The organism is Nocardioidaceae bacterium SCSIO 66511 (genome assembly GCA_023100825.1).
Taxonomy (GTDB): Bacteria; Actinomycetota; Actinomycetes; order Propionibacteriales; family Nocardioidaceae; genus Solicola.
In genome coordinates this window covers 724,632-736,835 of record CP095846.1, presented here as the reverse complement: position 1 = coordinate 736,835, position 12,204 = coordinate 724,632, and the positions used below count along the sequence as shown (strand labels likewise).

Genomic DNA, 12,204 nt, shown 5'->3' with positions numbered 1-12,204 from the left:
GTCAGGAACCGTCGAGCGAGTTCGAGATGGTGATGACCGAGTTGCGCAGGTGCCAGTCCAGCTCCGCGAGGTACGCATCGGAGTCGCCGGCCGTCATCAGGTCGGCGAGCTTGCGGTGCTGCTCCACAAGGCGACCGCGCGACTGGTACGCGATCTCGAGCCGACGGATGCACAACAGACTCTCTGCCACCAACGTGCTGAAGACCCGACTCAGCCGCGGGCTCTGCGCCGCGTTGACGATCGTCTGATGGAACCGCACGTCGGCGAGTGAAATCGCACTCCAGCTGTCCTGCTCAACGGCCTGCGACATCTCGTCGAGCACCTCGTCGAGTTGCTCGGGCAAGGTGTCGGGCACATCACCGAGGAGTGCGAGAGCGGCTTCGCGCTCGATCGCCGCGCGTACCTGATAGACGTCGGCGACGTCGGCGAGATCCAGCTCCACGACACGCGTACCGCGGTTGCGGGCGTGCGTGAGCAACCCCTCCTGCACGAGTCGCTGCACGGCTTGACGCACCGGCCCCCTGCTCACATCGAACCGCTCGGCGACATGAACCTCGTTGACATGGGCTCCCGATTCCAGCTCGCCGTCGAGGATCTGTGCTCGTAGCACGTCGGCGATCAGATCGGCGGTTGCGCCGGATGGCAGCGGAAACACACTGTCGAGGCCCTTCACGACCTCCCCCTTCTCTCGCGGCGAGCCCGACGGCTCAGTGCGAGGGTATGTAGCCAAGCTCCTTGTCGACCTTATTCAGTAGCGGCCGACCCGTTCGGTAGCGGTCGAGATTCTCGAGGAACACCTCCAGCAGGTCGTCGCGCCAGCCGACGTAGTCGCCGGCCATGTGCGGCGAGACGATCACATTGGGCAGCATCCACAGCGGGTTGTCCCGCGGCAACGGCTCGGTCGCGAACACGTCGAGCGCAGCGCCGGCGATCGCGCAGCTACGCAAGGCATCCGTCAGCGCCGGCTCGTCGACCAGCTCACCGCGTCCGGCATTGATGAGGTACGCCGACGACCGCATCGCAGCAATCGTCGAGGCGTCGAACATTCGCCGAGTCTGCGCGGTGAGCGGTGCGGCGAGGACCACGATGTCGTACGCCCCGACGACATCGGGTAGGTCCGACTGTCCGTAGACGGTGCCAAAGGGCCCATCGCCGTCGCGCGCCGTACGACCGACCCCGTCGACCTGAACGCCCACGCCGCGCAGCAGATCGGCAGTAGCGCGCCCGATCGCGCCGACCCCGACGACCAGGGCGCGGCGGCCGGCGAGACGGCCGGTCGGTCGATGCTCCCAGTCCGCTCGAAACTGTCGTTCGAGTGTCCCGCGCAGGTCTTTGACCAACGCGAGCACGAGACCGAGTACGTACTCGGCCATCGTCTCGTCGAGGACACCGCTGACATTGGTGACCACGAAGTCGCGGCGGCGCACCTCGTCGTCGAGTACCCGATCCACTCCGGCGCTGCTCACGTGGATCCAACGCAACCGCTGCGCAGTCGGCAGCGCCTCGGCCACGCCTTTGGCGCTGAAGTCCCAGACCAGCAGCGCATCGGCGTCAGAGAGCGCTTCGGGAAGGGCATCCTGGCGTGCGATTCGTACCTCGACGTCGGTCACGCCACTCAGGTCGGGTTCGTGATCGCCGACCAGGACGGCGAGTCGCACCTGCGCGCGATCTCGCTCGTCTGGTTCGGACCCGGCCGCCCCGGTCGGCATCTCAGACCCCGAGGAGCGCCGGGAGCCCGGACAGGTCACCCAGCTCGTCGTACGGCTGGTAGTAGTCGCTGCCCTTGAGGCCGTACCGGTTGATCCACACCCGGCGCACCCCGTGATTGAGGGTCGGCATGATGTCGTAGTCCCAGCCCTGCGCGGCGTGGGTGATCTGGCTGCGTTCCTGCGGCAGGACCGAGTAGAGGTACTCGAACGCCTGCTGCCGCGGCTTGTACGCGCCGGCCTGCTCCGCCGTCACGACGTAGTCGAACTCGACGCCGATCGTCTCCAGGTGGTGGGGAATCAGGTCATCGTCGCTATTGGTCAGAATGCCGAGCTGATAGCCGCCCTCCTTCAACCGCTCGAGCGCCGGGGGCACGTCGGGGAACACCGGGAACTCCTTGGCGGCCGCCATCAACCGCGGGTGGTCGTCGTCGCGGTACGGCACACCGTGGAGCAGCATGCAGGTCTCGAGGGTTTGCCGGACGATGTCGGTGTAGCGCTGGTACGGGTTGGCGACTCCCTGGAACCGCATGACGCGCAGGTTGTCCAGGAACGTCGCGTGGTCGACGCCGACCTCGTCCAGCCGGTCGCGCACGATGGGCAGCGTCGCCGCGTTGAGGTCGAAGTCGATGAGCGTTCGGTAGCAGTCGAAGGTGACCACCGGGGGCGTTGGCATTGCGTTCTCCTGAATGCTGAATACGATCGGTTGGCGAACTACGCGGGTCTCGGCACCAGTACGGAATGCGCCGGGTCCCAGGAGACTTGCGCACGGTCGCCGAGACTGAGACCCGCGGCATCAGAGTCGGCGTCGACCCGTACGGTCAGCGCCAGCCCGGACCTCGTACGCAGGACGAAGCGTCGGGCCACCCCGAGATAGACCCGCTCCTCGACCGTCGCCTCGACGCTGTTGACGTCGCCCGATTCGCCGGGTTCATCGGCCGAAGAGAGGCGAAGCTTCTCCGGTCGCACGACGAGCGCTGCCTCGGTGGCGTCCGCGACGTCCTGGCCACTACGCGGACCGACCGCGAACGTGCCGTCGGCGTGCCGAAGACGGTCACCGTCGAGCGTTCCCTCGAACACCGAGGACTCCCCCATGAAGTCGGCGACGAAGATCGATGACGGTCGTAGGTACAGCTCCTCGGCCGTGCCGATCTGCTCGATCCGCCCCTCGTTGTAGATCGCGATCCGGTCGCTGAGAGCGAGTGCCTCCTCCTGATCGTGCGTCACATAGACGACCGTCGCTCCGAGCTCTCGGCAGATCCGGGCGATCTCGGTCTGCAGATGTGCGCGTAGCTTTTTGTCCAGCGCTCCGAGCGGCTCATCCATCAACAGCAGCCGTGGTTTGAACACGAACGCCCGGGCGAGCGCGACCCGCTGTTGCTGGCCGCCGGACAGCTCGGCCGGTTTGCGGTCGGCGTAGTCGCCGAGCTTGACCAGCTCGAGCGCATCGTCGACGAGCGTACGTCTCTCGGCGCGAGCGACCTTGCGTACGCGCAGGGGGTACGCGACGTTCTCGCGAATCGTCAGATGCGGGAAGAGCGCGTACTGCTGGAAGACCATGCCGAGCCCGCGCCGGTGCGGCGCGACACCTGACAGCTCCGCACCGTCGAGCTCGATGTGCCCGGAGTCGGGTTCGAGGAAGCCGGCCACCAGGTTGAGCGTTGTGGTCTTACCCGAACCGGACGGACCGAGCATGGTGAGGAACTCGCCCGGTTCGACCTCGAGCGAGATCCCCTCGACGCCGCGCTGGTCACCGTACGACTTACGTACGCCGGCGATCTTCAGCGCGCCGCCGACTCTCTCCTCGGGTGGCCGCGTCGTTGTGAGCGTCATGGCTGAACTACCTTCCTGCGAGTGGCGAGCCACGTCGCGGCGAGGATGAGGGTGACCGTCACGATCATGACGAGGGTCGCGGCAACCGCCAGCGACGGATTGAGCTCGGTCTGTACCTGTTCCCACATCCGTACGGGCAGCGTCTTGACGGTCGGCCCGGACAGGAAGATCGACAAGATGAGCTCGTCCCAGCTGGTGGTGAAGGCGAACAGCGCGCCCGTCAGGACGCCGGGCGCCACGATCGGCAGGGTGACCCGTCGGAACGTGTACCACCTACCTGCGCCGAGACTCGCCGACGCGAGCTCCAGGCGTTCGTCCATCCCACTCAGGCTCGTCGACACCGCGATGAAGACGAGCGGGTACGCGACCACCGTGTGAGCCAGCACCAGGCCGCCGACCGAGCCGAGCATCCGCCAGTCGCTGAAGACGAAGAACAGACCGACGGCCAGCACCACGAGCGGCATGATCATCGGACTCAGGACGAGCGCCTGCACGGCGGACTTACCGCGGAACCTCCCGCGGATCACCGCCATCGCCGTCGGGACACCGAGGAGGATCGACAACACCGTCGTCATCGTCGCGATCTTCAGGCTCTCGCCGAGCGCGGACATCCACATGTCGTCGGAGAAGAACTCGCCGTACCAGCGAGTGCCGAAGTCCTCGGGCGGAAAGGCGAGGAACGCCGAGTCCGAGAACGACATCGGTACGACGACCAGGGTCGGCAGGAGCAGCAGAACGCCGATCACACCGCCGACGATCCGGAGCGGGAGGGAAGGCCTGCGGTCCATCATCGACCTCCGGATGCGATGTTGCGGAAGCCGACAAGGCGTGAGCCGATCGCGAGCACGATCAGGGTCGCGACCAACAGGACCACGCCGATCGCCGCTCCGACACCGAACTCCAGCTGCGTCTCCACCTGATTGACGATGAGCTCCGAGAGCATCGCGTCGTCTGGCGAGCCGAGCAGCGCCGGCGTCACGTAGTAGCCGAGCGACATGACGAACACGATCAACGAGCCGGAGACGATGCCGGGCATCGACAGCGGAACGAACACCGTTCTGAACGCGTACCGCTCGGTCGCGCCAAGGGTCCGGGCCGCCGGCACCAGGTCTTTCGGGATGCGAAGCATCGAGGCGAAGATCGGGAACACCATGAACGGCAACAGGGCATGGGTCATCCCGACGGTGACCCCGAAGGTGTTGCGCATCAGCGACAACGGCGAGTCGATGACACCCAGGTCGAGCAGGGCGTTGTTCACGATCCCGGTCTGCTGCAGCCACACCGTCCACGCATACGTACGTACGAGCAGGCTGGTGAAGAACGGCAGGAGCACCAGGATGGTCAGCAACACGGTCAGCTTCGGTCCGGCGCGATACATCAGGTACGCGTACGGGTACGCGATCACCAGCGCCGTCAGCGTGACGATCAGCGCCGTGACGAAGGTCGTCACAAGGGAACGTACGTACACCGGGTCGGTGCGGAAGATGTCGTAGTTCTCCGGACCGGGATCGGTGAACGAGCGCCAGGCCGTCTCTGCGAACGGGTAGATGAAGATCAGCGCGAGGAAGATCAGCCCGGGCCAGATCAGCGAACCCCAGCCGGTCCTTCGTACCCTCCGCGGCGATGCCGGTGTCGTGGTGGTCATGCCGACCTCACCCATGCCTGCCAGCGTGAGTCCAGCTCGGCCCGGTGTGCGTTCAGCCACTTGTTGTCGAAGTCGATCCCGACGTCGAGATAGGTCGTGGGCAACTGATCGCGGATCTTCGGATCGACCATCTTCAACGACTCCTTGTTGGTCGGGCCGTACGGGATGTACTCCGAGAGCTTCGCGTTGTTCTCCGGCGCGAGGATGAACTCGGCGAGCTTCATCGCGTACTCGGTGTTGGCGTTGCGCGGTACGACCAGCGAGTCGGCCTGGATCAGGTGCTGGTTCCACTGGATCTCGATCGGCGCATCCTCCTGCTGCAGGTCGTAGACGCGGCCGTTCCACACCTGACACATGGACACTTCACCGTCGGCGAGCAGCTGCGCCGACTGTGCCCCGGTGGTCCAGAACACCGTGTCGTCCTTGATCGTGTCGAGCTTCGCGAACGCCCGGTCGTAGTCGAGCGGGTAGAGGTCGTCTTCGTCGACGCCGTCTGCGAGCAGGGCGATCTCGACGACACCGCCAGACGGATAGTTACGCAACCCGCGGCGCCCCGGGAACGCATCTAGGTCGAAGAAGTCGGCCCAGCTCTGCGGCTTCTTGCCCTTGAGCTCGTCGGTTCGGTACGCCAGTACGTTGGAGAAGATCGTGTGGCCGACGATCGACTCGTGGGTGTACTGGGGAAGCAGTTGGTCGAGTGGAAGTCCATGGCCGGCGAAGTCCTCGAGGTAGTCGCGGTCGCCGCCGAACCCGAAGTCGCCGGTCGCCGTCATCAGGTCCCAGAGCACGTTGTCACTCGAGACCATCGCCTGGAGCCGGGCGTAGCTCTTCGGTACGTCCTCGACGACCTCGAGCTCCGGATGTGCTGCCTGGAACGGATCCAGCCACGCGAGGCGCTGCGCCTCCTGGTACTCACCGCCGTCGGAGACGAAGACGACGGCGTTCTCGCGCTGGGTGCCGAACACGCTCGCGCAGCCGGACAGTGCCGGTGCGGCAAGTGCCGTCATGCCTGCTGCACCGGCCATCCGCAGCAGGGAGCGCCGGTCGATCCCGCCGGCGCGCGGTTCGGGTCGGCGCCTCACGGTGCGACCCCGAGGTCGTTGGCTCGGGGCGCGGTCAGGAACTCGGCGGCCGCACCGGCGTGCTCGCCGAGTGCGAGGTCGGCGCCGATCTCTCCGATGGCCGGGCACATCTTGAACCCGTGACCGGAGAACCCGGCAAGCAGGATGACATCAGGCAGATCGGGATGGGGGCCAATCCACTCGCGCCTCGTCGGGGTGTACGTCTCGAGGTACGTCTCGACCCTCATCGGGTGACTCTGCAGACCGGGTAGGTAGCGCGCCGCGGCCTCCTGGAACGGCGCCCATTCGTCCGGGCGGGTGGTTCGCTCGACGGTGTCGGGATCGTCGAAGGGCAGGTGGTGGTCGAAACCGAGACCGAGCTTCATCGCCGTGTGGTCCGTCGTCGGTATCCCGTAGCAATAGGTCGGCTCGGCGCGGATGAACGGCGGGATCGCGTCGAGGTAGTCAGGCTCGCGGCCGAAGAACCATGCGGAGATGAGCCGCCGGGTGACCAGCTCGTCGCGCATCCGGGGCAGGAGTACGCGGGTCCATGCGCCTGCGGCGACGATGGCCCGATCGAACGTCTCCTGCCCGGCGGCGGTCGTGATCGTCACCTGCGAACCGGTCTGCGCGATATCGAGCACCTTGGTGTCGCGCCGCAGTTCCGCACCGTGGCTCTCGGCGAGCCCGGCAGCGGTCGCCACCGTGAGCTCGGGTCGTACGTACCCGCCGCGCTCGTCCCAGATCGCGATATCGCCCGGATCCATCCGATACTGCGGATGCCGCCGGCGCAGCTCGGACTCGTCCCAGATCTCATGCGGGGCAGCGGTGTCGGCCGCGTTGCGCAGGGCAGTCACCATCTGCGACGACTCCGGATCGCCCATCAGCAGCGAGCCACTCGTCGTACGCAGGTGTCTGCCGGACTCGGTCTCGAGGTCGCGCCAGAGCTCGTCGGCGCGCTCGATGATCGGGCTGTAGCGCGGGTCTTCGAGCTCGATCGTGCGATAGAGCCGGTTCTCGCCGCCGGCCGCTCCACGGGCGTGGCCGGGCGCGTACGTCTCGAACCCGACGACCTGCACCCCGCGCCGGGCGAGCTGCCAAGCGCACTGGGCACCCATCGTGCCGAGGCCGACGACGGCGATCCGCTGACCTGTCATACCCACTCCTTCCGATCAAGCAGCATGATCAAATCGCACGCTAATCGGAAGTGTCAACACTTTGGATTTACTTTTTCTAAATGTCAAACGGAATTGTCGAAAGTGTTGACAGTTTGGCAAATTGGTTGGTACGCGCCCGCGGTGTGCGACCTCAGAGCTGGCCGTGCGCGACGAGCGCGGCGTGCAACGTACCGACGACGTCGCCGTCGCGGAGGTCGACGTCGAGGAGCCGCTCGATGGTGTCGAGCCGCTGGTAGAACACCGAGCGGGAGAGGTGACATTCGGTCGCCGCGCGTTTGCGGTTGGTCGGGTGTCGTACGTACGCCCGCGCGACCTCGACCAGATCGGCACCGTGCTCGGCGTCGTACGCGAGCAGCGGGCCGAGTGTTTCCTCGACGAACTCCTGAAGTGCCGGCTCGCCACGGCGGGCGTACATCAACATGGCGAAGGCCGCCGACCGCGCATGGTGCACCTGGATTCCCGGCGCTCCGGTGACCGGTAGCGACGGCAACAGGCCGAGCGCCGCATCGGCCGATGCGGCCAGGTCGTCGAGGGACTCGGCGTCGGGACCGACCGCGACCACGATGCGCTCGGTCGTCACCGGCCCGAGCAGCGAACGCAACAAGGCTTCTCGGTCCGCGCCGTCTCGGTCGGTCGACAGCAGGACAATCGCAGCATCGCCGGGCGCCTGCGACCACGGACCACATACGACGTCGAGGTTGTTCGCGGGCGCGCGTTCACGTACGCGAGCCAGCACCTCGGTGAACGTATCGGCCGGCCCGCGGAGCCCGGCCCCGACGAGCGTCCGATTCTCGGTACGAAAGCCGGTGGCCTCGAACGCCGCATGGAGGTCGCTGCTCCCGACGTACGCGCCGTCGATGAGCCCGTCGAGCAGAGCCCGGTGACCGGCACGGGTCCACTCGTCGCGGCCGGCGAGGCGCGCAAGAGACAAGGCCAGCGCGGCGTTCTCCAGGACCACCTCGCCCGACGACGGCACATCGTCGCAGTCGACGGCGATGAGGCTGCCCCACTGCCGCCCCAGTGCCTCGACCGGCGTACGCAACCAACCGCCAGCGGCCCAGTGGGTCGTGCGTTCGTAGGGCGCGGGTCGTGCAATGGCGGCCCGCGCCGCACGTCGCGAACGCCTGACCCAGCCGTCGAGGTAGCTGCCCGGATCGTGTCCGAACGAACTCCATGCCAGCGCGCGGTGGTTCAGATCCTCCAGTACGACAGCCGATCCGATCATCCGGGCGACCTGATCGAGGAGGAAATCCACGGTGCAGCCGCGACGGTTGAGTGTCGCGAAGACCTCGTGCACTCGATCGCGTTCGCGTAGCGCGGCCGACTGGCTGTCGATGATGAGCGCGTGCACGGCCTCGGTGATGGAGACGAAGCGAACCTCGCGTTCGAGTACGGCCAACGGAAGGCCGACCCGCTGGCACCGTGTCACCAACGCCGGTGGGGCGGCGTCGAAGCGGTCGCCGAGCTCCAGGATCAGCCCGGCCGCACCGGCCGCGACCAGGTCGTCGACGTACGCCTCCAGTTCGCGCGGCTCGCTCTCCCATCCGACGCCGGTCGTCAGCAGCAACTCGCCGCCGAGCAGCAACCGACGCGTGCCACTCACCGGGGCTACGTGGACCCACCGGACCTCGCGATCGAGCGCATCGAACCCGGCAAGCACGCGCGGTCGCCCGGCGGCAACCTCGGTCAGCGCCAGGACGTCGCTCACGGTCGGCAGCATCGTGCACCTCGGTCGACGGACACAATGTCCGACGATAGCTCACATCATCGACGGTCTGACCGCTCGAGTCGCGCCAGATCCGTGTCACACTGCAGTTTCAGACCCCGTATCGGGTCGCAACATTGTGTCTTGGACAGGAGTCATCGTGGCAGTCGTACCCCACCTCATCGACGGTAAGCGCGTCGAGTCGGCCGATCGGATGGGCGTCGTGTTCAACCCCGCGACCGGCGAGAAGCAGCACGACGTCGCGTACGCCTCGAGGGCGCAGACCGAGGAAGCGATCGCCGCTGCCGCCGCCGCGCTCCCGGCCTGGCGTGCCACCAGCCTGACGAAGCGCACCGATGTGTTCTTCCGGCTTCGTACGCTGCTCACCGAGCACCGCGACGAGATCGCCGCCGTGGTCACCAGCGAGCACGGCAAGGTGCTCAGCGACGCCGCCGGGGAGGTCGCGCGCGGCATCGAGAACGTCGAGTTCGCGGCCGGGCTGACCCAGCACCTCAAGGGTGAACTCAGCGAGCAGGTGTCGTCTGGCATCGACGTGCACAGCATCAAGCAGCCCGTCGGTGTCGTCGGCTGCATCACGCCGTTCAACTTCCCGGTGATGGTGCCGCTGTGGATGATCGCGAGCGCGATCGCATGCGGCAACACCGTCGTACTCAAGCCGAGTGAGAAGGATCCGTCGGCGTCCGTACTGCTCGCGGAACTGTTCGCCGAGGCGGGTCTGCCGCCGGGCGTACTCAACGTGGTGCAAGGCGACAAGGAGGCCGTCGACACGATCCTCGACTCGCCAACCGTGCAGGCCGTCAGCTTCGTCGGCTCGACGCCGATCGCGCGGTCGGTCTACGAGCGCGCGGCCGCAACCGGCAAGCGCGTGCAGGCATTGGGCGGTGCGAAGAACCACATGGTCGTGCTGCCGGACGCCGACCTCGCATCCGCCGCGGACGCAGCTGTGTCCGCCGCGTACGGCTCGGCGGGCGAGCGGTGCATGGCGGTCAGCGTGCTGGTCACCGTCGGCGACATCGCCGACGACCTCGTCGCCGCGATCCGCGAGCGCATCGGCTCGTTGTCGATCGGCCCCGGCACCGACTCCGCATCCGAGATGGGCCCGCTCATCACCGGCGAGCACCGCGACCGCGTCGCTTCGTACATCGATGCGGCGCGCGAGTCGGGTGCCAAGGTCGTGGTCGACGGGCGCGAGCAGAGCTTCTACGGCGATGGCTACTTCCTCGGCGTCAGCCTGGTCGACGAGGTGACGACCGATATGTCCGTGTACACCGATGAGATCTTCGGGCCGGTGCTGTCGGTCGTACGCGCGTCAACGTACGAGGAGGCGCTGCAGATCGTGAACGAGAACCAGTACGGCAACGGCGCCGCCCTGTTCACCCGCGACGGTGGCGTCGCTCGGCAGTTCGAGTTCGACGTCGAAGCGGGCATGGTCGGGATCAACGTGCCGATCCCGGTGCCGGTCGGCTCGTACTCGTTCGGGGGCTGGAAGGACTCGTTGTTCGGCGATGCCCACATCTACGGCCCGGAGAGCGTGCACTTCTACACTCGAAGCAAGGTCGTCACGAGCCGCTGGCCCGACCCGGCGACCTCTCGCATCGATCTCGGATTCCCGGCGAACGGGTAGGAGCTTGCCATGACTGAATACACCCGAAGGGACGGCACGACCGCACCGCTGCCCGATCGTGCCGCCAACGAGCAGGTACGTCGCGACGACCGTGCGCATGTCTTCCACTCCTGGTCTGCGCAGAACCTGATCGACCCGACGCCCGTTGCGCGCGGTGAGGGCGCAACCTTCTGGGACTACGACGGCAACGAGTACCTCGACTTCAGCTCGCAGCTGGTCAACCTCAACCTCGGGCACCAGCATCCGGATCTCGTCCGCGCGATCCAGGAGCAGGCCGGTCGGTTGGCGACGATCCAGCCGTCGATGGCCAACGACGTACGCGGCGAGCTGGCGCGGTTGATCACCTCGAAGGCGCCGGACGGGCTGAACAAGGTGTTCTTCACCAACGGCGGCGCCGATGCGAACGAGAATGCCATTCGGATGGCGCGCGGCTACACCGGCCGGCGCAAGATCCTCACGACGTACCGCTCGTACCACGGTGCGACGGGGTCTGCGATCAGCATGACCGGCGACCCGCGGCGGTGGGCGAACGAGCCGAGCGACTCGTCGGTTGTCCACTTCTTCGGCCCGTACCCGTACCGGTCGGCGTTCCACTCCGACTCCCCCGAGCAGGAGACCGAGCGCGCGCTGCGCCACCTCGAAGAGGTCATCATGCTCGAGGGGCCGCAGACGATCGCGGCAATCGCGCTGGAGACGGTCGTCGGCACCAACGGTGTGCTGATCCCGCCGCCCGGCTACCTGCAGGGCGTACGCGAGCTGTGCGACCGGCACGGCATCCTCTATCTCGCCGACGAGGTGATGGTCGGATTCGGCCGCATCGGCGAGTGGTTCGCCTTCGACGCGTACGACATCGAGCCGGATCTGATCTCGTTCGCGAAGGGCATCAACTCCGGGTACGTACCGCTGGGCGGTGTCGTGATCCGCGACGAGATCGCCACGCACTATGGCGATCGGGCGTACACGGGCGGGCTCACGTACTCGGGTCACCCGCTTGCGTGCGCTGCCGGGCTCGCGACGTTCGAGGTGTTCGAGCGCGACGACATCCTCGGGCGTACGCGCCGGCTCGGGTCCGAGGTGGTCGGCCCGACCGTCGCCGAGTGGGCGTCGAAGCATCCGAGCGTCGGAGAGGTACGTGGACGCGGGCTGTTCTGGGCGGTTGAGCTCGTCCGCGACCAGGCGACGCGCGAACCGCTCGTCCCGTACAACGCATCTGGCGCCGACGCGGCTCCGATGGCCGAGCTGATGGCCCGCTGCAAGGCGTCGGGCGTCTGGCCGATGATCCACTTCAACCGGCTCCAGATCGCGCCGCCCCTTGTGGTCTCGGAGGACGACCTGCGCCGCGGGCTCGACGTGATCGACGAGGCGCTGACCTACACCGACAAGCTGGTCGCCTGACCGTTTTCCCCGGCTGACCCGCCCGCTGAGCCGCAC

General features: G+C 67.0%; 11 protein-coding genes. 2 read left to right on the top strand and 9 right to left on the bottom strand.

The window, feature by feature from the left end:
* Position 1: 1 nt before the first annotated feature.
* The 9 genes from MU582_03455 to MU582_03415 form a co-directional block, all read right to left on the bottom strand.
* The gene (locus MU582_03455) at positions 2-673 is read right to left on the bottom strand and encodes a GntR family transcriptional regulator (GenBank protein ID UPK75713.1); all 672 of its coding nucleotides are present in this window, start codon (positions 671-673) and stop codon (positions 2-4) included.
* Between the two features lie 34 nt (positions 674-707).
* Positions 708-1,709 (bottom strand): D-2-hydroxyacid dehydrogenase, encoded by a 1,002-nt coding sequence (locus MU582_03450; GenBank protein ID UPK75712.1) that lies wholly within the window; start codon positions 1,707-1,709, stop codon positions 708-710.
* 1 nt (position 1,710) lies between these two features.
* Complete coding sequence (locus tag MU582_03445) at positions 1,711-2,382, bottom strand: HAD hydrolase-like protein (GenBank protein ID UPK75711.1); 672 nt, start codon at positions 2,380-2,382, stop codon at positions 1,711-1,713.
* Between the two features lie 38 nt (positions 2,383-2,420).
* Positions 2,421-3,539: an ABC transporter ATP-binding protein gene (locus MU582_03440; protein ID UPK75710.1), complete on the bottom strand. Its 1,119-nt coding sequence runs from the start codon at positions 3,537-3,539 to the stop codon at positions 2,421-2,423.
* On the bottom strand, positions 3,536-4,330 hold the full coding sequence (locus MU582_03435; GenBank protein ID UPK75709.1) for an ABC transporter permease: 795 nt from the start codon (positions 4,328-4,330) through the stop codon (positions 3,536-3,538). Before MU582_03435 ends, MU582_03440 begins: the two co-directional genes overlap by 4 nt.
* The gene (locus MU582_03430; protein UPK75708.1) at positions 4,327-5,199 is read right to left on the bottom strand and encodes an ABC transporter permease; all 873 of its coding nucleotides are present in this window, start codon (positions 5,197-5,199) and stop codon (positions 4,327-4,329) included. Before MU582_03430 ends, MU582_03435 begins: the two co-directional genes overlap by 4 nt.
* A complete protein-coding gene (locus tag MU582_03425) occupies positions 5,181-6,266 on the bottom strand; it encodes an ABC transporter substrate-binding protein (protein ID UPK75707.1) in 1,086 nt (361 codons plus the stop codon). The genes MU582_03430 and MU582_03425 overlap by 19 nt, the downstream gene beginning before the upstream one ends.
* Entirely contained in the window at positions 6,263-7,402 is a 1,140-nt protein-coding gene (gene solA, locus MU582_03420) for an N-methyl-L-tryptophan oxidase (GenBank protein UPK75706.1), read from the bottom strand. Before solA ends, MU582_03425 begins: the two co-directional genes overlap by 4 nt.
* 151 nt (positions 7,403-7,553) lie before the next feature.
* Entirely contained in the window at positions 7,554-9,131 is a 1,578-nt protein-coding gene (locus MU582_03415; GenBank protein ID UPK75705.1) for a PucR family transcriptional regulator, read from the bottom strand.
* Positions 9,132-9,288: 157 nt separating this feature from the next.
* On the opposite strand from MU582_03415, the gene MU582_03410 reads away from it, so the two are divergent.
* Positions 9,289-10,773, top strand: coding sequence for a CoA-acylating methylmalonate-semialdehyde dehydrogenase (locus MU582_03410; protein UPK75704.1), 1,485 nt, complete (start codon positions 9,289-9,291; stop codon positions 10,771-10,773).
* A gap of 9 nt (positions 10,774-10,782) precedes the next feature.
* A complete protein-coding gene (locus tag MU582_03405) occupies positions 10,783-12,168 on the top strand; it encodes an aspartate aminotransferase family protein (GenBank protein UPK75703.1) in 1,386 nt (461 codons plus the stop codon).
* The last annotated feature ends 36 nt before the right edge of the window (positions 12,169-12,204 follow it).

What these genes read in the sequence shown, in the direction of transcription:
- MU582_03405 (UPK75703.1), top strand. Translation starts at nt 10,783, where the DNA reads ATGACTGAATACACCCGAAGGGACGGCACGACCGCACCGCTGCCCGAT.
- MU582_03445 (UPK75711.1), bottom strand. Translation starts at nt 2,382, where the DNA reads ATGCCAACGCCCCCGGTGGTCACCTTCGACTGCTACCGAACGCTCATC.
- MU582_03430 (UPK75708.1), bottom strand. Translation starts at nt 5,199, where the DNA reads ATGGGTGAGGTCGGCATGACCACCACGACACCGGCATCGCCGCGGAGG.
- MU582_03440 (UPK75710.1), bottom strand. Translation starts at nt 3,539, where the DNA reads ATGACGCTCACAACGACGCGGCCACCCGAGGAGAGAGTCGGCGGCGCG.
- solA (UPK75706.1), bottom strand. Translation starts at nt 7,402, where the DNA reads ATGACAGGTCAGCGGATCGCCGTCGTCGGCCTCGGCACGATGGGTGCC.
- MU582_03450 (UPK75712.1), bottom strand. Translation starts at nt 1,709, where the DNA reads ATGCCGACCGGGGCGGCCGGGTCCGAACCAGACGAGCGAGATCGCGCG.
- MU582_03435 (UPK75709.1), bottom strand. Translation starts at nt 4,330, where the DNA reads ATGATGGACCGCAGGCCTTCCCTCCCGCTCCGGATCGTCGGCGGTGTG.